Genomic DNA, 23243 nt, shown 5'->3' with positions numbered 1-23243 from the left:
TAAGATTAAGCTGAGTATAAACATTGCAGTTGCATTATTTAGATGAGGTAGTATGGATTCTTTAACACAAGTTGCGTTAGGTAGCGCCGTAGGGTACGCAGTATTAGGTAACAAAGTGGGCCGCAAAGCGGTGTTATGGGGCGCTATTTTGGGCACTTTACCCGATTTAGATGTGTTTTTACCCTATGGCGGCAGTGTTGAAGCATTTACTTATCACCGCGGCTTTAGCCATTCATTTTTTGTGCACTTGTTAATTAGCCCTTTGATTGTTTGGCTAATTTTAAAAATACACACTGGCATGCAAGCGTATAAAACACGTTGGTTTTGGTTAGTGTTTTTGTGTTTATCAACCCATGCACTATTGGATGCACTTACTGTGTACGGTACGCAATTAATGTGGCCACTTACAGAGCATCCGTTTGCAATTTCAAATATGTTTATTATTGATCCCCTCTACACGTTACCGTTATTAGTAGGGGTTATAGGCACTTTAATACCAAAAATAACCGCCCCAACCGCCTACAAAATTAACGCAATTACGCTCACAGTAAGTACTCTCTATTTATGTTGTTCGCTTATTCTTAAAGTTGTTATTGACGATAAAGTCAACACTGCGCTACAAAACAGAGACATCACAGTCAATGAATACATTAGCACTCCAGCACCGTTTACTACTTTACTTTGGCGGGTGGTTGTGATGTCGGATGGGAAATATTATGAAAGCTATGCATCGGTGTTTGATACACCCAACGAGGTTACCTTAAATGCATACCAAACAACCCCTTCTTTACTAAACGAGATTAAAAATGAATGGGGTGTTAAACGCTTGCAGTGGTTTACAAAAGGGTTTTATTCCGTTCGCGAGCAGCAAGACAAAGTTATTCTCTCTGATTTACGCATGGGCATGGAGTGTGCTTATGTGTTTAATTTTGTTGTCGGTCAGAAAGATGGCTCAGCAATCAGTGTCGGTAATTTTGAAAAAATAAGTCAAAGACCCAACTTAAACAACCTACCTAAAATATGGGATAGAATTTGGCACCCCGATACCGTATTGGCATCGCCATTAGCAAAAAATAATTGTGTAGAGCAATAATACCAACTATAACTGCCATCTTTTGAGTAAACTCAACTCAATACCTTGTTGAGTTTATCTCTATTTAGTTAGGGGTTATCGTATAATTGGGTTCTGTTTTTTCCGCGCTCTTTGGCTTCATATACCGCATTATCGGCTTGGGCAAATAAATCAGTAAACGTCGTTTTCGCAGTACTCAAACTTGCCCCAATACTGGCGGTTACTGGGCGATTACCTACTTTAATTTCAGCAATTAATAAATGCAGCCTTTGACAAAATGACAAAGTATCTGCTTTATTTGTATCTGGCACCATAATTAAAAACTCTTCACCGCCGTAACGAGAAATAAGGTCGGTTTGTCGACCAAAATGTTTAAGACGTTGCCCCAACTCTTTTAAAACTCGATCCCCTTCTAAATGCCCAAAGGTATCATTAACGACTTTAAAATTATCAATATCGATAATTAATAATGCAACCGACTGCTTTGATCGCATAGCCTGTTCGAGTAACAGCACGCTGCGGCAATTCATCTCTCTTCTATTTAATAAATTGGTTAACTCATCGGTAGACGCTAAAGATTGTAAGCGTTCAGTTTGCGCTTCTAACTTTTCCCGTGTTTTAATCAGCTCGTCGTAAAGCTTATCTCGCTGAGTCGCGTTAAAAAAGCTCCAGTATATATAGCCCTTCTCATCAAGCTGAGCATTAACGGTAACGGCCATACGCTCGCCTTGGGCGCTAAGCATAATTAACTGCATTTCTTGACACGCTTTTTCATGCAGTAAGGTAGGAAGCACATAACTTTGTAAAAATATTTTTGATGATTTAGTTATAATTTTATCAACCGACTTGCCAATAAGCTCATTACAATTCCACTGTAATTCCTTTTGAAAATAAGTATTTGCATAAACAATAATGTTATCTGCATTTGTCACTAATGCACCATTTAAAAAGTGATCTGCGGAATAATCAGCAAGCTTTTCATCTACTTTATCAAGTGACATGTGGCTAACTCACAAAATCAAAAATTAAACGGCTGACTGTTTCTGGGTGCGTCATATGAATACAGTGGCCATGCGCACTAATAACCTTAAGTGTTGCATTTGAAATTTCATTCGCTACAAACTCCCCCACAGAAGGCGCGGCTAAAGCATCATTTTCACTTTGTAAAATTAAAGTAGGCTGTTTTATATGTTCAAGTATAAAACGGTAGTCGGATAAAAACGTGGCTTCTGCAAAGGTTTTTGCAATAAGGGGATCGGTTGAGCAAAAACTTCCCGATAGTTCCGCTATAAATTCATCTGGATGAGAGTTGCCCATTACTAGAGGCGCTAAATAATTTGCCCAACCAATGTAATTTTTATCCATTAGGTTTAGTAATTCGTGAAGGTCTTGTTTTTCAAATCCACCAAAATAATCAGGGGGTAAATTTAAAAAGCACGGTGAGGGGCACACCATAACCAGCTTAGAAAATAGCTCTGGTTGCTCAATGGCAGCAAGTGCGCCAATGGTGCCACTAACCGAGTGGCCTATAAATGTAATATCGGTAAGTTCAAGTGCGGCACATATTTCTAGTACGTCTTTGGCATACCCATCAAGGGTTGAGTAGCGCTGTTTATTATATTTAGACACATCAGAGTTACCTGAGCCTACATAATCAAACAGCACTAAAGTAAAATGTTGTTCAAGGGCAGGAATAATAAATCGCCACATGTTTTGGTCGCAACCAAATCCGTGAGCCAACACCAAGGTTTTATCACCCTTGCCAATTATTTTGACGTTGTTTCTGCTGAGTATTTCATTTAAATGTTGCATGCTGAATTATCCCTTTCTTATTTCAACTTATTAATGGTAGTTCAACTACGAGCCGAAACTACTATTTTAACACTAAATGTAGTTTAACTTATTATAAAGCTTTAAACATCAATTAGTTAGTTGAAAATAATCAAGGGGCAAAGTACATACTATTGTATTGAATAAGTGTAATTAATTATTTCGCTTATCTATAAAAACAATGCCTTTTTAACATTAAATTACAATCGTATAGCCAGTGTTAGCATAATGACTAATTAATATGCCTAATACAAACAGTTAGTTTTGGTGCTCATACTGTCCGCGATATACTTCAAATACTTTTAGCACGGTGTGTTGTTCTTTTGAAAGAGAGTCAAACCAGTCATCAAATAACTCATCATCTTCTTGTTCGCTTAATGCTAAATAATGAGCAAGCAATTCAATGATATCGTTATGAGAACATGCGAGTGAGTCAACTTGTTTTGCCAATACACTATGATCGCGCTCCCTAAGAGTGTCCATAACTCCTTGGTCGATTTGGTCCTGTTTTGTTTGAGCGTCACTCATAAACTACCTCTATTCTACGTGTTTAAATTTTTATTATTTTTTTTGCTGAAACTAGTTATAGCAGCCTAAATACTAATAGCCAGTACTTTTGATCTAAGTGCTTATTTTTTGACTAGATTGTGCAAATACGCAGCAATTACGGTGCATTAAAGACTATTTAACCAAAGTTCAAGCTATTTAAAATGATTTGCAAAGGGAAATTAAATGCGCTAAATTAAATGATATACTATCACATAACATTGAAGGCGTTTAATGAAACCAAATATTCACCCTGATTACCATGTGGTTGCTTTTCATGATACTGCAGCCGATTCATATTTCATTATAGGTTCAACCATCAAAACCGACCGCACTATCGAAATAGACGGTAATACATATCCCTATGTGCCTATTGATGTTTCATCTGACTCACACCCATTTTATACCGGCAAACAAAAAACGCTTGCTACTGATGGCCGCGTTGCGCAATTTAATCGTCGTTTTAAAAACTTATCTTCGGCTAAAAAGGAAAGCAAATGAAAGTATTAAGTTCATTAAAAAGCGCAAAGCAACGACCTGGTTGTCAAATTGTAAAACGTAAAGGGCGCGTGTTCGTGATATGTAAAGATAACCCAAGATTTAAGGCCGTACAGGGTATGAAGAAAAAATAGTGGGATAAAATAATAATGCCGAGTTTATTACTCGGCATTATTATTAAAGGGCATTTACTTTACTTCAACAGAAAACTCAGGCACTGCCTGAATAACCTTTTTCACGGTGCATGTATTTACAGCAGCAATAAGTGCTTTTTTATATTTATCGGGGAAACCTTCAGGCAACCCAATTTCAATAGAAAAACGTTTTTTACCGTTTTCATCCACATTCTCGTTATTTTGTGTCAGCGTCATGCCGTCGGTTGAGATCTCTCTTTGCTGACAAAATTTACGCGCATAAAAACCAGCGCACAAAACCATGCTAACCAAAAAATAGTCAAATGGTTCTGGGTGCTCTGCCCCACCACCGGCATTGATGCTTTGATCGCTTATCACTTCATGCTCACCAAACTTAGCACTCAACTTTTGACCATCTAACATTGAAACTGAAATTTCCATTGCTAATCCTTATTTTCCAAACAGTAATTCAAAAAAGCCTGGAGGCTCATGTAATTTATGATATTTTTTGCGTAAATTATCGATGGCTTTAAGTGGTTTTTTTGCAGGTTCGAGTCCCTGCTCATTCGCTACTTTTTTTGCCAACTGGGCTTGAACCAGTACTTTATCGATCCCTTGCACCGACTTCTCAGCTTCTTTATAAAATTTGGCTTGCTTACCTTGCTCTATCAATCCAATAAATTGATCGATAGCACCATTAAATTCTTCAAGTTGGGTTGCTTCAACACTTTGTTTATAAGCCAGCCCAATATTTTTCATGGTCTTTTCTAAATCACTTACGTCATTAGCGGCAACTGTTTGACTAAAGAGTAATACGATTAACAATAAAACTGCTTTCATTCATAAATCCTAAAAAAATTAATTGCTGCATACATGCTAAACTTACTGGGGTATTATATAGCATAACGCTTAGATGTCACCACGGAGCTAGTTAGCAAGGTAAAAATCGAGCTTTATAAAATCTATAGAGAAACATATGCCTTTGTTTAAATTATACCGCCTGATAACTTATACCTGCCTGCTATTCAGTAGTTACAGTATTAATGCCTTAGAGATCATATTCATCAATCCTGGCTTTTCAAATTCAACTGAAGCTAATAGCAATAAAACCGGTGATTTTTGGTTTCATGTTTCTAAAATTATGCAAAATGCTGCCACAGATTTAGATGTGACATTAACTATAAAATACGCCAATCGAAATCATATTTTAATGAAAGAGCTGATCCAGCAGGCCATTAACGATAAGCCTGATTACCTGTTATTGGTAAACGAAAAAAATGTCACCAGCCAATACCTATCTAAAATAGACAGTAACAAGGTTCCCATTTATTTTTTATTAAATCGTCCTTCCCCTGCGTCTCTCGAGCAATTGCAAAAAAATGGCGTCAATGTGGTCGGCAGTATTACCCCAAATAATCGTGTTGCAGGTAAATCATTGATGCAGCAGCTTTATAAAAAGTTTACCAATAAAACAAAAACGCCAGCTCATACATTAGCTTTACTAGGAGACTACACAACCCCTGCTTCCACTTTACGTACCCAAGGGTTAATGGATTTTTTAGTGCAAACATCCAAAGTAACCTTAACCGCTAAAGAGGTTGCAAATTGGTCTGAGCAAGAAGGCTATATAAAAACCATGGCCTATATGCAACTTGCGCCTGAAATTAACATTATTTGGTGCGCTAATGATGCCATTGCGTTTGGTGCTAAAAGAGCATTAACGCAACTAAACAAACAATCGCAGGTTATTGTGGGTGGGATTAACTGGGATTCTGCGCCTAATAACGCATACACGCTTGATATATCGATAGGGGGTCATGTTTTATTAGGGGCTCATGCAATTATAAACTTATTTGATAACCATACTGATTTAAAGCATTGGCCACTTTTTCACAGCACTAATGATATTTTTCAGCCACTCAACGATACAAATAAGCCTTTATATAATGCAATTAATGCGAATAACCTAGCCGAAATAGACTTTTCGCAGTTTAGTAAAACCCGCCCAGACAAAGTTGAATTTACTATAGAAAACTTACTACTCGCGCTTGAGTAATGTAACTGTAAAGCCCCTTTACAGTTACATTGATTACTTTAAACGTCGTTAATTATGCCCTATTAGATAACCAGAGTGTTTGATACGGTGCTAATTGCATAGTTTTAAGCTCTTCATCCAGCACTGTTTTAGAGAGCAGCTCATGCCATTGCTGTGTATTTATTAAGTTCAAATCGGCCAAGGTTAAGCTTTGTGGCTGACTGCTGATATTATAAATACAAAAAATACTTTGCTGGCGGTCAATGCTTTGTCGCCAAAAACCAAATAACCCCTCTCCTAAATGCAAAGTGAACTGTGTTGCATTAGGATGAAATGCCGCTTGCCTTTTACGCACTGCTAATAACTGTTTTACTCCGTTGAATACTTGATGATGATGACTATATTTTTCTGCAATTGCCGCTAATAATTTTGACTCTTGCCAGCGATGACGGTTAATGGCGCGATTGTGCTGCGAATTATCAAAGCGATCATAGTCATTAGTGGTGCCAAGTAAACTATGTATATACAGCCCTGGGATCCCCTCCATTGCAAACATAATGGCGTGAGCACATAAAAAGCGCTCAAGGCCAAATTTATCCGCGCCATTATGCGTCCCTTGTAAGGCATCAAACAAGGCAATATTTAGCTCATACGGGGTATGTGTGCCATCGTGACTAGTACGCATTGAAACGCGCCCACCAAACTGCATGGTGGTACTGACTAATGAAGCAACCTCACTGGGTTGCAGCAAGCCTTCAATTGGCCTTAAACCAATGCCATCGTGAGAAGCAATAAAATTAAAATACGCAGTGCCGTTTTGTGCAGGCGGCATACTCATCATCCAATGCTTAAGCGCCGTACTATCGCCACTAAGTAAGGTATGCAACAACAACGGCGGCAAGGCAAAGTTGTAAATTGCATGGGCTTCGTTGGCATTACCAAAGTAAGACAAGTTCTCCTGATTGGGAATATTAGTCTCGGTGATGATCACCACACTTGGCTCGGCATGCTCAATCAGCGTTCGTAATAAACGTACTACTTCGTGGGTTTGCGGTAAATTTATACAACTGGTATTAAGTTGTTTCCATAAAAAGGCCACAGCATCAAGGCGAAATAAGCGAATACCGTTGTCTAAATAATGACGAATAATGCCGACAAACTCTTTTAACACCTCGGGATTTTCAAAATCAAAATCCACTTGATCATGACTAAATGTGCACCATACATGTTTTTCACCACTGGTTGTTGTTACCGTATTTAATAGTGGCGATGTACGAGGACGAACTACTTGGCTTAAATCGTCAGTTAAACTGGCTGTTTTAAAGTAATCTTTTCCGGGGTGTGTATCAGTTAAAAAGTTTTCAAACCAAATACTTCGACTAGAGCAATGATTAATGACTAAATCCGCCATCAGTTTTACATCTTTTGCAATCGCGTTAATGTCTTGCCAGTCACCCAGCGCTTCATTAACGTGTGCATAGTTCATTACCGCAAATCCTTCATCTGAGCTATACGGATAAAAGGGTAAAATATGCAGTGCATTAAGCTGATGATCGCACTGCTCTTTTATAAAGCGATGCAAGGTTTTTAAAGGCGCCTCTAAAGGGGTGCCTACGGCTAAATCACTGTCTTCATGGTTTATTATCGAATCGCCATAGGCTATTAGCACAACATCTTGTTCATCCCAGCGGTTAGTGTGTGGCGTGGGATCGCGAAGTGGGTTATCACCTAGAATTAAGGTGATCAATTCTTCAGTCAATTCGCTTATTGCTATCGGTAATTCAACATCTTGATAAATAGCATGTAAATGTTGTTCAACTCGTTGAAAAAACTGTTCTTTAACTATACTCACAGGCGCCTCGTTTAATGATGTTAACTGTATTGCTCGTTATCTAGCTCAACGGCTTCTTTTAAACGCTCAAGTACGTCTGGCATTGCCGAGGCCACACGATTCCAACTCGGCACAAAGGGTGCTTCCATTGGGTTTTCTAAAAAGTGCTGACCGGCATTCATGATATTTTGCGCAAACATTTCAACGGCTTTTTCTTCTTGGTGAATATCAAGGGTTAAACCGTTCATTAGTGCATCATTATGATAGGTTTCAATAAAATCTAAACCAATACGGTAATATGTGGCTTTTAATGAGCGAATAGTTTCGCTGGTAAAGGTAACCCCTTGCGTTGCTAACTTTCTAAATAGTGCTTTGGTGATATCAATCGACATTTTAGAAAGGCCAGCGGTTTGGTCGTCGAGCGATAACGCCTGATGTTTATGATCGTAGTTATCCGCAATATCGACTTGGCATAATCGGTTATGAGAATAGTTACGGTACATTTCGCTTAATACGCCAATTTCTAATCCCCAGTCGCTAGGAATACGAATATCGTTTAATACATCGCGCCTAAACGAAAACTCACCCGCTAATGGGTAGCGAAACGAGTCCATGTACTCAAGGTAATCACGGCTGCCTAAAATGGTTTTAAACGAGCGCAATAACGGAGTAACCAATAGCCGAGAGACACGGCCATTAATTTTTCCATTGGCGGTGCGCGGGTAAAAGCCTTTACAAAACTCATAGTTAAATCGAGGGTGTGCAACAGGGTATATTAACCGCGCTAATAAGCCTCGGTCATAAGTTAAAATATCACAGTCATGCAAGGCGATTGATTCAACCTCAGCGGTGGCTAATTTATACCCCATGCAATACCACACATTACGCCCTTTACCGAGCTCGCGTGGCGCCACACCTAAGGCTTGAAGCTCTTTGTCGAGCGCTTGTAAGCGTGGCCCGTCGTTCCAAAGTACTTTGTGGTTTTGATCAAGCGCTTTAAAAAAGTTCAGTGCATAACGATATTGGCTTTCGTCGGCTCTGTCTAAGCCTATGGTAATTTGTGATAAATAAGGTACTTTTTGCAGCTCTTTAACAATATTTTGTAGCGCGGGGCCTTCTAACTCACTAAATAATGAGGGCAAAATAAGCCCCATGGGTCGCTGCTTACTAAAACTCAGCAACTCTTTTTCTAAATCGTCTACGGGTCTGTTGGCAATATTATGTAACGTTGTAATGATGCCATTTTGATAAAAATCAGCCATGTAAACTATACTCCTCAAAATTGGGTAAAATGCTGTTAATACAAGGTAATGCAGTGATTTCTTCTACCCAGCCTAACGGCGCTGGCAACTGAGAATAGCGCGCTTTGTTATGGGTTAATTTAACCGGCTTTTTACTCTCTGGATTGGCAATAATAATGGCAATATCTGCCTCTTCGAGCATTTGCTTATCGTTATCACTATCCCCAAGCGCAATAATGCTTAGCGGCTTAGTAAACTGCGCAGTAAACTGTTTCACCAGCCATTGCTGCGCCATGCTTTTATCGGTATTTTTACCAATGTGGATAAAGCGCCCGCCTACTTTAACGTCGTAGCCGTACACTGTTATTGCGTTTATAAATTCGTTGAGTTTGTGCTCTTCGCCATGCCAGCAGAGCGGATCTGAATATTGACGATTCTGTGCTTGCGCCGCCTGTATCGCGTTTAACCCTGTGATGTGCATTACCTGCTCACACGATAACTCACTGAATAAACTATATTGGTCGCTGTAGTCTTTTTTTAAATGTGTTAAATCAGCCCATAAATTGCTAATGGGTGCCGCAAATGAATAACACCAATAACCTTGGTATTCGCTGCAGCCAATGGGTCTGAGATTAAAATAATTTTTAGGAATATAAACAGCCGAGCCATTTTCAACAATAAAAGGCTGTTTAATATTGAGCGCTTGTTGCAGTGCCACCACTTCACTAAACGTTTTACTAGTGTTAAATACCACCGGCACACCGCTGTATTGCAACTCTTGTAATAAAGTGTCGACCGCTTCGGTGCTGTAGTCTCTATGATTTAATAACGTACCATCTAAATCGGTAAAAATAATGGGCTGACCAATATTGTCGCTAGTTAGCTGCATTGCGACTACATCACGGTGACTATCAAGCTCTATTAACGCATTTGCTTTGGCACTGAGGGTATTTAAATTTTCTCGGGTAATACGCTCAAAGTGAGAAATAAACCAAAGCAGCTGCTCGTCGGTCATGGTGCCTGCGCCTTGGCCTTGTTTTGCGATTAGCTTGTGCTCTTGCTCTTGTCGCCATGCAAATACATCATCAAAACTCGGCGCTTTAAGCATAATTGTGTAGTCAATTTTATTAAATACGGTTTTATACTCATTGGCTAAACAGCTATTAATACAGCGGCGCCATAGTCCTTGCTGATCGTATGATTTTTCTAGCTCATTAATGGGCTCAATTAAAGTAAAAGGCTGCTGTGGCTCACTGGCTACACACCACCCTTCTAAAATAACAATATCGACTGGCTGACTATTGGTTAACCATTTATTTTTTGCTACAGGTTCATCTTGTTGCTTGTCAAAACGTGGCAGCGGTACATTAACCTCTTTATTTAACAAGCGACTAATGGTTTTATCCATAAGGGCAACATCATGTGTGCCTGGAACTCCACGGGTGGCAAATAAACAATGCACATCTTGTGCTAGCTGCTGACGTTTTTGGGTTGATAAATAAAAGTCATCAATAGAGAGTGCGACACAATTTAGGTGGGTGTTTTGCTCAAACCAAGTCACTAAATAGTCACCAAGCGTGGTTTTTCCTGAGCCTTGGCAGCCGTTGATGGCAACAAATAAAGGCGCATTTTTTTTGCTGGTTAAAATATCCTGAGCAATCACAGAAAAATACTGCTCACTAATATATTGATATTTCAACGGCAATTGATGTTTTACTAAAAAAGCATTTATATCCACACTATTGGCCTCCAATATAACAATCCCTGATTCAACTATAGGGTATGAATAAGGAAATGCAGTTACTAGACCAATATTATTTATTGTTACTTTTTAGTAGGTTAAAAAAAAAGCGCATTTAAAATGCGCTTTTTTGGTGCAATATTTTTAACCACAGTGCAAATTTAATTCTCGTTGCTCTGTGCTTTTGGGAATACTAAATTTAATACTATGCCTAAAACAGCGCATAAGCTCACACCTTCAAGGCTGAACTGGCTGCTACCAATGTGCATACCACCAATACCGCAAATTAAAATAAGCGCCACAATACTTAAATTGCGTGGTTCGCTTAAGTCATCGCCCGATTTAACTAAGGTATTTAAGCCAATAACGGCAATAGAGCCAAATAATAAAATCATTATGCCGCCCATTACAGGGACCGGAATGGTTTGCAAGCCCGCGCCCATTTTAGCCACAAACGCTAAACAAATTGCAATAATGGCAGTCCACATCATCACTTTAGGGTTAAAGTTTTTAGTTAGCATTACCGCACCGGTTACCTCTGAGTAAGTGGTGTTAGGTGGGCCGCCAAATAATGACGCAGCAGACGTGGCTAACCCATCACCAAATAAAGTGCGATGTAGCCCGGGCTTTTTCAAATAGTCTTTTTTTGTAACTTGGCTAATTGCCATCATGTCGCCAATGTGTTCGATAGCAGGCGCAATTGCCACCGGCACCATAAACAAAATGGCTTGCCATTTAAACTCTGGCAGTACAAAGTTAGGCACTGCCAACCACTGTGCATTACTGACTGTTTCAAACTGTACTACACCCATAAATAACGATAGCGTGTAACCGGCAACAACACCGGCTAAAATAGGGATCAGTTTAAATACCCCTTTGCCCCACACGGCAAACACTAAAGTTACTAGTAATGAGAACATAGAAATAATAATGGCACTGTCGTAGGCAATAATTTGTGTACCACCATCGCCACTTTTACCCATGGCCATATTAACCGCAGCTGGCGCGAGTGCTAGGCCAATCACCATAATGACTGGGCCGACCACAATTGGCGGCAAAATTTTATGTAAGGTTTTTGTGCCTTTAAACTTCACCAATAAACTCAACAGCATATAAGTAAAGCCCGCTGCCATTAAGCCGCCCATAGTGGCGGGTATGCCCCACATTTGCACTGAGGCAATAATAGGTGCAATAAACGCAAATGACGAGGCTAAAAAGATAGGCACTTGGCCTTTAGTGACAAATTGAAACAACAAAGTACCTAAACCTGCGGTAAACAACGCAACACTCGGATCGAGACCCGTTAAAATAGGCACTAATACCAGCGCACCAAACGCTACAAATAGCATTTGGGCACCCATTAAAATGGTTTTTATTGAAAACGTAGAATTATTTTGCACTGCTAAACCCTAGTAAACCGTACCGAAAATTTTATCACCTGCATCCCCTAATCCTGGGATAATATAGCCTTTTTCATTAAGGTGGCTATCAACTGAGGCAGTAAAAATCTCTACATCTGGGTGAGCGGCTAATGTTTTTTCAACGCCCTCAGGCGCAGCAACCAGTACAATAACTTTAATTTCTTTACAGCCCGCTTTTTTAAGCATATCGATGGTGGCGATCATAGAGCCACCAGTAGCCAGCATAGGGTCAATCACTAAGCTCAAACGCTCATCAATATTACCTACTAGCTTTTCAAAATAAGGTACTGGCTCAAGTGTTTCTTCGTTACGCTCTAAACCCACTACACTCACTTTAGCCGCTGGGAGTAATTGCATTACGCCGTCCATCATCCCAAGGCCTGCGCGTAAAATTGGCACCACGGTAATTTTTTTACCTTTAATATGCTCAACTTTAAGTTTATTACCGTCCCAACCTGTAATTTCGTTATCTTCTAATTCTAGGTTTTTAGTGGCTTCGTAAGTTAATAATGTGCCAACTTCTGAACACAACTCGCGAAAACTTTTCGTGCTAATTCCATGCGCGCGCATTAAACCTAACTTATGTTGAACAAGGGGGTGAGAAATAACGTGAATAGCCATAGTAATAAACCTAGTGATAAAAAATTTGACGTATTTTATATTAAAACAGGCCGTTTGACTGTTAATTTTAGCCCTGATTTCATAGTTCGTGCCTAAATATTTAATTTAGCCACAACTGTTCAACTTTTTGTGTTTATGAGTTGTTACTGGCTAACCAATTATTTACCTGAGCATGCATGTAGCCGTTAATTTTTTTGTGCTCGGGGCTCCACCCAAGTAAAAACCGATAAAAGTCTGCCCACGCCACCGGCCATAAATGAGCCCATTGTGCAATAACGTCATCCGCATTCACTGCTGGTTGGTAGTGACTGAGTGCGTTTTTAAACTGGCTAAAATAATAGTTGAGGTAGGTTTGTGCGTGTTTGTGAAGCTCAGAATCATCCATACAACTGGTCATAAAATACATAACATCTACCACCCCAACACCCGCACCCACATATTGAAAGTCATAACCGAGTATATGCCCTTGGCTATTAGTGGCAAAATTAGCAAGCTTGGCATCACCATGAATTAACGTTTGGTAGTCACATTGTTTTAACGCGTTATTTAATTGAGTAGCTGCCTGTTTAATATCGGACTTTTTAGGTAAGTTATTAAATTCATCAGGCCGGGTATCTAAATGCCAATAGCTTCCTTGCGGCCATAAGCCATCAAACTTTGTATTTAAATGAAAGGCATGAAACTGTGCCAACCACTTTAATATGGCTTTTATATTCTCGGTGGTTGCTTGGGTGTATCCCAGCTTTGAAAAATCTTTAAACACCAAGGCAAATTCATCGCCTTTGTTGATTGCTTTAATGCATTCAATAGCTGCCGCTTGCTTGGGCAGTTTATGGCTAAATTGCTGATAAAACGTATATTCAACGTGGTAAGAGTCACGCTTTCTATTAAGCGCAAAGCTGCTTTGTTTAATTTTAGGGTGATTAATATGATCGGGTACTTTAATCGCTTTAATCACACAGGCTAGCTCATCAAGTTGACACTTCACAATTTGACCACAGCCACTCCAAAGCGAGGTTAGGGTTTCGCCAATAGCTATACGTTCAAAATGCGGGGTAAGTAACGAAAGATAAAAAGACATAGCCATATTAGGTTGCTAAATTTTAGTTAGCTTAACATTAGACGGTGTTTTTAATAAAAGGTCTTAGTAAAAAGCTCTGTATGTTTTTTCACAACCCTGTATGTAAAAAACGAATGCTAGTTTTTGAATGGGCGGCAAAATTAACTATGCCACTACAAACTTATCGTCGAATTGAGCGCTTTACCCGCTGAAATACTTTGTTGTATCCATTTTAGTTATGGCTTTGTTTAACAATAGAAAGGATAAGACTATCAATGTCATTATTCACTGCGCCAATACTACTATTACTTAAAATCACATAACCAAAGTTAAGGTCAGTGATAGAGCGTGATAGCGAGACCCAACCACGATTAAATCCAGCAAAGCCAAGACTGCTATTCTTTGCGTCAACAACATAGCTCATACTCCAGCGCCCATTAGTGTTTGGCGCGGGCTTTATCATCAGATCAATTAATTTTTCTGGTAGCAACCCTAAACCATTATAATCACCATCGTTGTTGCGCAACACAGCCATATTAAAGCGTGCTAAGTCTATTGGCGTTGTCTGTAAACCAGCAGCTGCTTTCTCATTAAAATAAACCATGCCAGTGACTTTGCCGGAATTATCGTAAGGTGTTGCCGACTTTTTGATAACTTTTTTAGTAATGTTAAAAGTAGAATCCTTCATATTTAGAGGCTTAAACACGTATTGCTGCATATAGTCTTCAAATGCCATGCCTGACACATCTTCAATTAAAAGTTGCACCACTGAATACCCACCACCAGAATAAGACCATTTTGTATCGGGCACATGAATAAGTTCAACAGATCCGGCGCCATTGTTATTGCCATTTAGTGAGTCAACTATAGATGTTAACTTTTCTGGAGACTCCCAGCCTGTATATGGGCCAAGTGACAAGCCTGAAGTGTGAGATAAGATATTTCTCAATGTTACTTTTTTTGCGTTAAACTCAGACTTAGGGATCTGCCAACGTTTGAGGTATTGGTTTATTGGCGCATCTAAATCGACTTTGCCTTGAGCTACAAGTTGCATTACTCCCCAAACAGTAACCAGCTTAGAAATAGACCCTACGTTAAACATTGTGCTTTGGGTAATCTCAGTTTTGGCTGCTACGTCGGCAAAACCATAGGATCGAAACTCTAGAACTCTATTTCCATTGACAAATGCAAGTGCAACACCAGGAGCTTTGTGTTTATCTAAAATCTTTGGTATGTCATCTTCCAAGCGCTCTGTGATCTCAGACACATCAGTAAACTCTTCAGCGGTAGCAAGACTAGCTAAAAACAATGTAAATATTATCAGTATTGATTTAATCATAACTTTCCTTAGTTCGTAAAACGCCAATATAAACAGACTTGAAATAGTTGGCTAAAATATTAAACAGTGTGAAAACAGCCAACGGCTTTTTTTCGTTTGAATATTCTTACTAAATACCGTTTGTTACCGATAAGTATTTGCTTTTACCGAAACTGACATAATAAATAGTTAAAAAAAGCAATTTGAATATATTACTACCGAAAGAATTTTTAATAATAATTCCTTTGTCAGTAATAGAGGCTACAGGAAAGGTTTGGCTTGAACACCAATCTATTTTCGCTTGAATATTTTTAGTTGAATCAGGGATGTTTACTGTTTGCGTAACCCCTCTTTTTATAGTGGCAACTTCTACGTCATCCGCAAACAACTTATAGTCTCTCGCCATATCCACAAATTGTTTTGGTCTAAAAACTTGAATATTCATCTAAACTCCATTTAGGTATTTAACGCCCCAAAAAAGGCAATACAATAGCTGGCAAAATTAGCGACGCAAGAACAAAAGCCAACTGTTTTGTCCTGCTTAATGTGTTTGTTGTCTAAATAAAGCTATTAGCAAGTAACCCTACGCCAAGCCCTAAACCAAATATAGAGAAGTTGCGTAATATATATACTTTTTTAGAGATATCATAAATAGTTTTACCTTTTATTAATGACTCTACTATATAGTCTTGAGCAATTAAAGAGTTAAGAATTGAAAAACAAAAACAACCTAAAGGAATATAAACCTTTGAGCCAAAGGTAAGTACTTTTAATTGAATAAGTATAACAACAGCACCTATTATTGCTGATGATAGCCATGCATACTGTTTTAACAACTCAAAATGTAGCTCTGTTGTAATAGTTTCATTTTGGATTTTATTTTTTTCTACACTTCGAGATTTCTCTGTACTATCTTCATTATTTTTGACTTGAACTGATTCTTCCATAATTAAAATAAAACTCCATATTTTGATAAAAACCTAAAGCCCGCATAATGGGCTGATAATTGTTGGCTAAAATGTGTAACGAAGCGAAACTGAGTCAACTGTTAGCAGTTCCGCGCTCAAAGCGCCTGTTATGTGCATTTGTTGACCGTTGCTAAACCTAAATCTATATTTGCAACAATATAGCCATACTCTTTCTCAGTTAACTTTTTTGCCTGATATTGTTGCTTAGCTAATTCGTGAGTCCAAGCCTTTTCACATGGGGCTAATGGAATGGTTGTATCAACCATTAAAAGGTGTTCTTCCTGAATCACGCCGCCTTTTTTGACAATGCTTTTAGCGCAAAGGCTTAAAGCATATTCAACAGCAAATTTATCAACTCTTGGCATACCTACAAATTCTACATCACAACCAAGTTTCTCATTACCTTTAGTATCAACATAATAAAGCTGACCTGACGTAGTACAACCAGATATAAATAAGATGATAACGAGTAATAAAATATGTCTGATATTCACTTTGCCTCCTTGTGCATATAAGCCCGTATAAAGGGCTAAAACGTAACGGCGATTTAGTTAAACTTGGCCAAGCCCAAACTCAATCGCCGCGTAGTTTTGATATCCTAGCGAGTTTGCGAGCGCCTTGATGTGTTTGTTATTTGCCAGACCTTGAATAGACTGATAGCAAAGGAAACTTGCTTTCACCAAAGTTGATAGTTAACGATAGTGTCTCATCTGCTTTGAATGATTGTAAAAACTCCAATGGCGCAATTCGTTGCCCATCTGCAACGATAGCCATTAGGTGTTTATTAGTTAGACTTCGTCGACCTGATGCCATATTAGTCAAAGTTACTACCGCCCAACGCTCACCAGAATCATTACTCATTAATACAAAATTATTTACACTAAAATCACTCTGCTCTGGCTGAATGTTTGATTCATTTGGAAAGGCTAAATTAAAACTATTAGGTACAACTCTATCAATAGAAAGTACCTCCTCACCTGAATGGGCACCGAATGTACAAACCAGCAATATCAAAGACATCCTTCTCAACATAAATTCTCTCCTAATTTCATATAACACCTTACAACAGGTGCTCATGGGAGCGTTTTGGCCGTTGTTTGGCCAACTAGCATTTGTCCCTGCCTGATTGCTTGTTAGCTATTCTTTGCACTTGAATTGATGATATCAACTATCTTTTTAGACATAGCTTCTAACTGTCTAGAAGTTGTAGCACCGAATATTCCTTCACTAAACTCTGAACGAGTGTCTAGCTGCGATTCACTAACTATTTGGTTTGTGGATAGGTCTACGAGCTTAACGTTTAGCATCAATTCGGCATCACCTACCATTACACCAGCCATAAATCGACCAAACCCTGAAACATAACGAAAATGCTCTATTGTTATTTCCACGGAGATATCAGCCTGATTAGATGAGTTGCTTGGTATCAAATTACCTTTGTAATCTGTAGTTATTAATGTATTAAGTTCAGTGATACTTTTAGTTAAATCTCTACTTTTAGAGATTGAATTAGATGAGGATATAGCTACTGATATACTATTTGGTATGGCTCCTTGCTGCATGTTCGATGTTTTTACTGATTGCTTAATGTTTGCAGCACAACCCGCAATTAAGCTTACTAAGATGATTAAAATAAAGTTTTTCATTGAATGCTAAATTTCCTTGAATAGCTAACGCTTTGCTAAGAGGCTAAAATGGTTGGCTGGCTTTTTTGCGGTACTTTGCAAAAAACGAGCAAACTGTTTTAGTCCTTTTAAGCACCTTGTTATGCGCTACTGCCTATTAATTCAGATACTGTAACAAAGCGATAACCTTTATCTTTTAACTGCTGAACAATTAAAGGTACCGCAGCCATTGAATTACCTCTAGATTTAAACATTACATGCAAAAGAATAATTGACCCTGGCTTAGTATTTTGGACAACGTAATCGGATATATCACTTGCACTAGCATTTTTATCTAAATAAGTTTCAGGCTCCACATCCCACGTAACGGTAGTTATATTATTATTATTTAGATAATAAGGTAGCGAAAACAATTTTTTACCATAAGGTGGTCTAAAATGTATTTCACCTTTATAACCTGCCTCTGTAATTAACTCATTAGTTTTTTCTAGCTCATCTGCAACAAAGTTATAACTTTTCAAAACCATACGTTGATGAGTATATGAATGGTTTCCAACTTCATGACCTTTATCAATGATATTTTTTGTTTCTTGAATGTTTTCTTCTATAGCTTTGCCGACTAGGTAAAATGTAGCTTTAATTTCTGATTCATCTAGGATTTGGAGAATTTCTTTTGTTTTAAGTCTAGTCGGACCATCATCAAAAGTTAATGCGACTACTTTTTCAGTTGTTTCTACTCGATCTATAAGGTTACCAAAAAATTGAAATTTTTCATTCTTACTCAGCTGCCATAAAGCAATAAATATGATCAGCACTAATGCTGATAGTTTGATTATTTTACTCATGCAGACTCCATTTGCGCATAACAATTTTATAGTGTGCTCATCGCGCATATCTCTGCCAGCGCCCCACTAATATATTTATTAATTTCTTTTTAACAAATAAGTTAACACATTGCCAACTTTAAACTTTTAGTCAGGCTGTTATTTTAATACAGTGCAGAAAAGAGGAAAACGTCCTCATTTCTTGGCTTTGAAAGAAAGCACCAAAATGCCACGTGTTGCGAATCTGCTTAAATTGTTTGTTATGTTCGAAGTTTAACGGCTGTGCCAAATACTAATATTTCTGATGCCCCATCAGTAACTGAGCTAGTTGTAAATCGTATTCCTACTATTGCATCGGCATTTAACTTTTTTGCATCTTCTATTAATCGTTCTACCGCTACATTTCGAGCTTCCATCAACATCTCGGTATAGCCTTTGAGTTCGCCGCCCACAATTCCTTTTAAACCAGCCATGATATCTCGACCAACATGTTTAGACTGAACCATGTTACCATTAACGATACCCAATACAGCTTCGATTTCCTTGCCAGGAACAGTTTCCGTTGTCGTATAAATCATAATTTTTCCCTAGATGATAACAGCTCATTAAACACCACTTTGGGAGTTATAACCCTCAAAACAGCGTATATTATATACGCTCAATAATTCCACTAAACAACTCTAATGTAAACAAGTAATTACGTAACTTATTTACCACTCATTGTTAAAATACACTAAAACAACGTTTAATAATGTTCTGTACCATTAAATTAGCCGCCATTAGTTATGGGCTTAAATTACACCCATAAAAAAGCCCCGCTTGATGTTACTCAAGCAGGACTCCACACTAATTTTGTATCAATAAAAGCGCCTAAACTGCAGGCGCTTTGCATTATTGAATTTTATTGGTTAACCACGCTTTTAAGCGTATTAACTGGCTGTGCGTTGTCGTCTAGGATGTTCATATCGAAGTCGAACTCATCAACACGAATCGCTTTTTCACGCTTTTTGTTGTAATCACTTAACTGAACAAATTCAGCGTCGTTAATTACTTTTGCAGCAAGTGCATTTTCAAGCGTGATTGAAAAACGCGTACCCGGCTTAAAGGTTTTAGCACGTAGCGCTTTTTTCACTTTAGCTAATAGCTCAAGTGACGCCATTTTAGCTTTGTAAGCTTGCTCGTTGATGTGATGACCATCACCTTCAATTGGCTTAACTAAATGGGTAATTTGCGCTTTAAATGCTGTATCAAGCTGAGCTTGTTTCGCTAATTCACGAATTAAATCATCGCTGATTTTTGGCATTTTAGTTGAGTAGTTCATGGTAATGAAACGAATGAACTTACGAGTACCACTTGCAGGGAAGTTATCTAGGAACTTGTGCAAAGCTTCTTCAGCACTTTGTAATGCAAAACGAGTCGCATAATGGAAGTAAGGAGCCGCTTGCTCGCGCTCACTACTTGCTACTTTTTGCTCGTAATACTTAATAGATGCCATAGCTGCATATAAGAAGCTCATTACATCGCCTAAACGTGCTGAAAGCATTTCAGCTTGCTTTAACTTACCGCCAAGTACTAGTAACGAGAAGTCAGCATATACAGCTAATTTAGCTGATAGTTTATGCACTGCTTTTTCGTAGTCACGTACTTCTGGTAGTGCCGAGTTTGCACTCGCAGTAAACGGTAATACACCTAAACGGAATGCACGTAAGCTATTTGCTGTACTGTAGCCAATTGTTTTACGTAAAATACCATTAAATTCTGCATCTGCGTTTTTGTCATCGCTGTGGATAGACTCAACCATAGATTGTAAGTATGGGTGACAACGCATAACACCTTGGCCAAATATCATCAGGTTACGAGTAAGAATGTTCGCACCCTCTACCGTAATGGCAATTGGCTGCGCCACATAACCGCTAGCAAGCGTGTTTTGAGGACCATTCTGAATTGCTTTACCCGCTTGAATATCCATTGCTGAGTCAAGCACATCACGACCAAGCTCTGTCATATGGTATTTAGCGATTGCAGTCACTACCGATGGTTTTAAGCCCATGCCTAAACCTTCAGTTGTCAGTACACGCATTGCTTCTTGTAGGTATGTTTTACCTGCAATGTCAGCTAGCTTTTCTTGAATACCTTCAAATTGACCAATTGATAAACCAAACTGTTCACGCACTGCTGCGTACTCAGAAGCTGATTTAAATGCAACTTGTGCTGTACTTACACCCAATGCTGGTAATGAAATACCACGCCCTGCGCCTAAACAGCTAACTAGCATTTGCCAACCGCGACCGATGTTTTTCTGACCACCGATAATAAAGTCCATTGGTACAAATACTTTGTTACCACGTGTAGTACCGTTGTAAAAACGGATACCCATAGGATCATGACGGTTACCAAGCTCTACGCCTGGGTGCTCTTTTGGAATTAGTGCACAGGTAATACCTAGGTTTTCTTTACCACCTAGTAAACCATCAGGGTCAACTACTTTAAACGCTAAACCAAGTACAGTAGCAATTGGCGCGAGTGTAATGTAGCGTTTGTCCCATGTGATTTCTAAGCCGAGTACTTCTTCGCCGTTGTACATACCTTTAGTTACGGTACCTACATCTGGAATACCGCCTGCATCAGAGCCTGCTTCTGGGCTTGTTAATGCGAAACATGGAATGTCTGTACCATTTGCAAGACGTGGTAAGTAGTGTGCCTGTTGCTCCTCTGTACCAAAGTGAAGAAGTAACTCACCCGGGCCTAACGAGTTTGGTACCATTACGGTCACCGCAACCGCTGAGCTTTTAGTAGCAATTGTACCTACAATTGTTGAGTTAGCGTATGGGCTGAACTCTAAACCGCCAAACGATTTAGGGATGATCAGCGAGAAGAAACGCTCTTTTTTCAAAAACTCTAAAATGTCGTTTGGTAAATGAATACCATTTTGAATGACTGAATCGTCAATCATGCCAAGTAATTCTTGTACTGGGCCATCTAGGAACGCTTGCTCGTCTGCGGTTAATTTAGCCGCAGGTACATCGCGTAGCGCGCTGAAATCTGGTTTACCTCGATAGATAGACCCTTCTAGCCATACATCGCCAGCGTCTAGCGCTTCTTGCTCAGTAACTGAAATGCTTGGTAATACTTTTTTTAATTTTGTACGTAAACTCATAACGAACTCATCCGACCAGATAAATAATACCTACATTACGTCATAAAAATCGCTTTAGATCAATTACTCTATTCAATTAATTAACAGTTTTTGCAATTTATTTTCTTTACCTGAACGTAAACTGTTGAAATAGAAAGCCTTACACTTGTACGCTGAAAATTAATTTTTTTGTTAAAAAATTAATAATTCAGACCACCAAGGCAATCAAAGCCTGTTTTAGGAGAAGCTAAAAACAAAAAACGCAGCTTAAAATTAAGCTGCGTTTTTTAAAAGTGAGAGATTAAATCGAGTCTAACTTATTTTAACTACCTGTTTGCCAGTAAACCCACCTGCTAACTGGTTATTTAATGCAGCCGAAACAGCGTTTGCATTAAAATCAACAGCTAAAACTTTTGGAGGAATTATCTCGCCATTTGCTACCGTTTCAAGCAACAAATTGCCCATAAAACTCATCCGCTGCTGCGCACATAAGCTGTTAGCTAGCCACGCACCTCCTAAGGAGACAATACTAATATTAGGCGCACGCCGATACATTAGCTGCTGTTCAAAGTTAGGGAGTGGATTTAAACAAGCAATACGACCACAAAAACGCATTAGTTCGATATTTTGAATGGTCGATTCCCCACCCATAATATCAATAACAGCGTCAAACCCTTGTGGACCTAACTCTCGACGAATTTTGTCACATAAGGCTTTATCGTTGTAATCAAAGACCACATCGGCGCCGAGTTGCTTAACTAACTTATGATTGCGCTTAGAGGCGGTGGTAAATACATCTGCACCGCGCTGCTTGGCAAACTGAATAGCAAATTGCCCTACAGCGCCAGCACCACCTTCAACAAAAAGTGTATCTCCCTCAGTTACTGATAGTTTATCTAAGCTGATCAATGCCGCCATTCCGGCGCAGGGTAAAGTTGCAGCTTTGTCACTGGCTAATTGCTGAGGAATGATAGACACCGCATAATTAGGCACTTTTGCGTATTCGCTCAGTACCCCTTGCTCACCTACGCTGGCGTGCCACATAACACGCTCCCCTACCCCCGGAAAAATACCTTTACCCGCTTTAACCACTGTCCCCACTGCATCCAAGCCTAAAACATGCGGGTATTGCCACGTACAAAAGCCAGACTTGGCAAATTGTGCATCCACCGGGTTTAAACCAACGTACTCTACTTTTACTAATAGCTCATTACCTGTGCACTGAGGCACAGGTAACTGAGTATCCGATAAGTTAATATCCTCATTGGGCTCATTTAACACAATAGAGCGCATTAATGTAGGAATAGTATTTGGGTTTGTATCTGCAGTATTAGGCATCAAA

At 39.0% G+C, this 23243-nt stretch carries 25 protein-coding genes; 4 read left to right on the top strand and 21 right to left on the bottom strand.

Going from position 1 to position 23243, the window contains the following annotated elements:
- Window positions 1-52 precede the first annotated feature (52 nt).
- Complete coding sequence (locus PISS_RS18010) at window positions 53-1093, top strand: metal-dependent hydrolase (RefSeq protein WP_058155975.1); 1041 nt, start codon at window positions 53-55, stop codon at window positions 1091-1093.
- A 68-nt stretch (window positions 1094-1161) separates the two neighbouring features.
- On the opposite strand, the gene PISS_RS18005 is transcribed toward PISS_RS18010, so the two are convergent.
- From PISS_RS18005 to PISS_RS17995, 3 genes are all read right to left on the bottom strand, one after another.
- Window positions 1162-2073 (bottom strand): sensor domain-containing diguanylate cyclase, encoded by a 912-nt coding sequence (locus tag PISS_RS18005; RefSeq protein ID WP_013463208.1) that lies wholly within the window; start codon window positions 2071-2073, stop codon window positions 1162-1164.
- Between the two features lie 4 nt (window positions 2074-2077).
- Window positions 2078-2884, bottom strand: coding sequence for an alpha/beta fold hydrolase (locus PISS_RS18000; RefSeq protein ID WP_013463207.1), 807 nt, complete (start codon window positions 2882-2884; stop codon window positions 2078-2080).
- A 276-nt stretch (window positions 2885-3160) separates the two neighbouring features.
- Window positions 3161-3430, bottom strand: coding sequence for a hypothetical protein (locus PISS_RS17995; protein ID WP_013463206.1), 270 nt, complete (start codon window positions 3428-3430; stop codon window positions 3161-3163).
- A gap of 252 nt (window positions 3431-3682) precedes the next feature.
- On the opposite strand from PISS_RS17995, the gene PISS_RS17990 reads away from it, so the two are divergent.
- Entirely contained in the window at window positions 3683-3949 is a 267-nt protein-coding gene (locus PISS_RS17990) for a type B 50S ribosomal protein L31 (RefSeq protein ID WP_058155974.1), read from the top strand.
- Window positions 3946-4080: a type B 50S ribosomal protein L36 gene (gene ykgO, locus PISS_RS17985; protein WP_004586489.1), complete on the top strand. Its 135-nt coding sequence runs from the start codon at window positions 3946-3948 to the stop codon at window positions 4078-4080. Before PISS_RS17990 ends, ykgO begins: the two co-directional genes overlap by 4 nt.
- Window positions 4081-4134: 54 nt before the next feature.
- Here ykgO and PISS_RS17980 read toward each other — a convergent pair whose 3' ends face one another.
- Both PISS_RS17980 and PISS_RS17975 read right to left on the bottom strand, forming a co-directional pair.
- The gene (locus PISS_RS17980; protein WP_016899710.1) at window positions 4135-4521 is read right to left on the bottom strand and encodes an OsmC family protein; all 387 of its coding nucleotides are present in this window, start codon (window positions 4519-4521) and stop codon (window positions 4135-4137) included.
- Between the two features lie 9 nt (window positions 4522-4530).
- Entirely contained in the window at window positions 4531-4920 is a 390-nt protein-coding gene (locus PISS_RS17975) for a cytochrome b562 (protein WP_058155973.1), read from the bottom strand.
- Window positions 4921-5056: 136 nt separating this feature from the next.
- On the opposite strand from PISS_RS17975, the gene PISS_RS17970 reads away from it, so the two are divergent.
- The gene (locus tag PISS_RS17970; RefSeq protein ID WP_058155971.1) at window positions 5057-6136 is read left to right on the top strand and encodes an ABC transporter substrate-binding protein; all 1080 of its coding nucleotides are present in this window, start codon (window positions 5057-5059) and stop codon (window positions 6134-6136) included.
- Between the two features lie 52 nt (window positions 6137-6188).
- Here the strand turns inward: PISS_RS17970 and PISS_RS17965 are convergent, their stop codons facing one another.
- The 16 genes from PISS_RS17965 to PISS_RS17890 all read right to left on the bottom strand — a co-directional run bounded on the left by PISS_RS17965 (window position 6189) and on the right by PISS_RS17890 (window position 23239).
- A complete protein-coding gene (locus PISS_RS17965) occupies window positions 6189-7967 on the bottom strand; it encodes a sugar phosphorylase (protein WP_058155970.1) in 1779 nt (592 codons plus the stop codon).
- A 20-nt stretch (window positions 7968-7987) separates the two neighbouring features.
- Window positions 7988-9208, bottom strand: a complete 1221-nt coding sequence (locus tag PISS_RS17960) for a glycosyltransferase family protein (RefSeq protein WP_028834751.1) — start codon at window positions 9206-9208, stop codon at window positions 7988-7990.
- Window positions 9201-10943, bottom strand: a complete 1743-nt coding sequence (locus PISS_RS17955) for an HAD-IIB family hydrolase (RefSeq protein ID WP_036954909.1) — start codon at window positions 10941-10943, stop codon at window positions 9201-9203. The genes PISS_RS17960 and PISS_RS17955 overlap by 8 nt, the downstream gene beginning before the upstream one ends.
- Window positions 10944-11089: 146 nt before the next feature.
- Window positions 11090-12328 (bottom strand): uracil-xanthine permease family protein, encoded by a 1239-nt coding sequence (locus tag PISS_RS17950; protein WP_058155968.1) that lies wholly within the window; start codon window positions 12326-12328, stop codon window positions 11090-11092.
- 9 nt (window positions 12329-12337) lie between these two features.
- Window positions 12338-12970 (bottom strand): uracil phosphoribosyltransferase, encoded by a 633-nt coding sequence (gene upp / locus PISS_RS17945; RefSeq protein ID WP_008115315.1) that lies wholly within the window; start codon window positions 12968-12970, stop codon window positions 12338-12340.
- Window positions 12971-13103: 133 nt separating this feature from the next.
- Window positions 13104-14051: a phosphotransferase gene (locus PISS_RS17940; protein WP_058156117.1), complete on the bottom strand. Its 948-nt coding sequence runs from the start codon at window positions 14049-14051 to the stop codon at window positions 13104-13106.
- Between the two features lie 211 nt (window positions 14052-14262).
- Complete coding sequence (locus PISS_RS17935) at window positions 14263-15369, bottom strand: serine hydrolase domain-containing protein (RefSeq protein ID WP_024600909.1); 1107 nt, start codon at window positions 15367-15369, stop codon at window positions 14263-14265.
- A 109-nt stretch (window positions 15370-15478) separates the two neighbouring features.
- Window positions 15479-15793, bottom strand: coding sequence for a hypothetical protein (locus PISS_RS17930; protein WP_016899706.1), 315 nt, complete (start codon window positions 15791-15793; stop codon window positions 15479-15481).
- Between the two features lie 112 nt (window positions 15794-15905).
- A complete protein-coding gene (locus tag PISS_RS17925) occupies window positions 15906-16295 on the bottom strand; it encodes a hypothetical protein (RefSeq protein WP_058155966.1) in 390 nt (129 codons plus the stop codon).
- Window positions 16296-16423: 128 nt separating this feature from the next.
- Window positions 16424-16810: a hypothetical protein gene (locus PISS_RS17920; RefSeq protein WP_036954917.1), complete on the bottom strand. Its 387-nt coding sequence runs from the start codon at window positions 16808-16810 to the stop codon at window positions 16424-16426.
- Between the two features lie 136 nt (window positions 16811-16946).
- Window positions 16947-17336 (bottom strand): hypothetical protein, encoded by a 390-nt coding sequence (locus PISS_RS17915; protein ID WP_083494686.1) that lies wholly within the window; start codon window positions 17334-17336, stop codon window positions 16947-16949.
- 113 nt (window positions 17337-17449) lie between these two features.
- Window positions 17450-17962, bottom strand: a complete 513-nt coding sequence (locus tag PISS_RS17910) for a DUF4410 domain-containing protein (protein ID WP_010388992.1) — start codon at window positions 17960-17962, stop codon at window positions 17450-17452.
- 119 nt (window positions 17963-18081) lie between these two features.
- The gene (locus PISS_RS17905; RefSeq protein WP_010388993.1) at window positions 18082-18786 is read right to left on the bottom strand and encodes a polysaccharide deacetylase family protein; all 705 of its coding nucleotides are present in this window, start codon (window positions 18784-18786) and stop codon (window positions 18082-18084) included.
- A 239-nt stretch (window positions 18787-19025) separates the two neighbouring features.
- Window positions 19026-19343 (bottom strand): heavy metal-binding domain-containing protein, encoded by a 318-nt coding sequence (locus PISS_RS17900; RefSeq protein ID WP_008112402.1) that lies wholly within the window; start codon window positions 19341-19343, stop codon window positions 19026-19028.
- 323 nt (window positions 19344-19666) lie between these two features.
- Window positions 19667-21922, bottom strand: coding sequence for an acyl-CoA dehydrogenase (locus tag PISS_RS17895; RefSeq protein WP_058155963.1), 2256 nt, complete (start codon window positions 21920-21922; stop codon window positions 19667-19669).
- 291 nt (window positions 21923-22213) lie between these two features.
- Window positions 22214-23239, bottom strand: coding sequence for a zinc-binding dehydrogenase (locus tag PISS_RS17890; protein WP_058155961.1), 1026 nt, complete (start codon window positions 23237-23239; stop codon window positions 22214-22216).
- Between the last annotated feature and the right edge of the window lie 4 nt (window positions 23240-23243).

The sequence above is a fragment of the Pseudoalteromonas issachenkonii genome, from assembly GCF_002310795.1.
Lineage (GTDB): Bacteria > Pseudomonadota > Gammaproteobacteria > Enterobacterales > Alteromonadaceae > Pseudoalteromonas > Pseudoalteromonas tetraodonis.
The sequence above is the reverse complement of the archived record's forward strand: the minus strand, read 5'-3'. Positions and strand labels throughout refer to the sequence as shown.

Coding starts and splice junctions, on each gene's coding strand:
- PISS_RS17915 (WP_083494686.1), bottom strand. CDS start 17,336: ATGTCTTTGATATTGCTGGTTTGTACATTCGGTGCCCATTCAGGTGAG.
- PISS_RS18010 (WP_058155975.1), top strand. CDS start 53: ATGGATTCTTTAACACAAGTTGCGTTAGGTAGCGCCGTAGGGTACGCA.
- PISS_RS18000 (WP_013463207.1), bottom strand. CDS start 2,884: ATGCAACATTTAAATGAAATACTCAGCAGAAACAACGTCAAAATAATT.
- PISS_RS17940 (WP_058156117.1), bottom strand. CDS start 14,051: ATGTCTTTTTATCTTTCGTTACTTACCCCGCATTTTGAACGTATAGCT.
- PISS_RS18005 (WP_013463208.1), bottom strand. CDS start 2,073: ATGTCACTTGATAAAGTAGATGAAAAGCTTGCTGATTATTCCGCAGAT.
- PISS_RS17890 (WP_058155961.1), bottom strand. CDS start 23,239: ATGCCTAATACTGCAGATACAAACCCAAATACTATTCCTACATTAATG.
- ykgO (WP_004586489.1), top strand. CDS start 3,946: ATGAAAGTATTAAGTTCATTAAAAAGCGCAAAGCAACGACCTGGTTGT.
- PISS_RS17900 (WP_008112402.1), bottom strand. CDS start 19,343: ATGATTTATACGACAACGGAAACTGTTCCTGGCAAGGAAATCGAAGCT.
- PISS_RS17970 (WP_058155971.1), top strand. CDS start 5,057: ATGCCTTTGTTTAAATTATACCGCCTGATAACTTATACCTGCCTGCTA.
- PISS_RS17990 (WP_058155974.1), top strand. CDS start 3,683: ATGAAACCAAATATTCACCCTGATTACCATGTGGTTGCTTTTCATGAT.
- PISS_RS17895 (WP_058155963.1), bottom strand. CDS start 21,922: ATGAGTTTACGTACAAAATTAAAAAAAGTATTACCAAGCATTTCAGTT.
- upp (WP_008115315.1), bottom strand. CDS start 12,970: ATGGCTATTCACGTTATTTCTCACCCCCTTGTTCAACATAAGTTAGGT.
- PISS_RS17930 (WP_016899706.1), bottom strand. CDS start 15,793: ATGAATATTCAAGTTTTTAGACCAAAACAATTTGTGGATATGGCGAGA.
- PISS_RS17980 (WP_016899710.1), bottom strand. CDS start 4,521: ATGGAAATTTCAGTTTCAATGTTAGATGGTCAAAAGTTGAGTGCTAAG.
- PISS_RS17960 (WP_028834751.1), bottom strand. CDS start 9,208: ATGGCTGATTTTTATCAAAATGGCATCATTACAACGTTACATAATATT.
- PISS_RS17975 (WP_058155973.1), bottom strand. CDS start 4,920: ATGAAAGCAGTTTTATTGTTAATCGTATTACTCTTTAGTCAAACAGTT.
- PISS_RS17910 (WP_010388992.1), bottom strand. CDS start 17,962: ATGAAAAACTTTATTTTAATCATCTTAGTAAGCTTAATTGCGGGTTGT.
- PISS_RS17935 (WP_024600909.1), bottom strand. CDS start 15,369: ATGATTAAATCAATACTGATAATATTTACATTGTTTTTAGCTAGTCTT.
- PISS_RS17905 (WP_010388993.1), bottom strand. CDS start 18,786: ATGAGTAAAATAATCAAACTATCAGCATTAGTGCTGATCATATTTATT.
- PISS_RS17925 (WP_058155966.1), bottom strand. CDS start 16,295: ATGGAAGAATCAGTTCAAGTCAAAAATAATGAAGATAGTACAGAGAAA.
- PISS_RS17995 (WP_013463206.1), bottom strand. CDS start 3,430: ATGAGTGACGCTCAAACAAAACAGGACCAAATCGACCAAGGAGTTATG.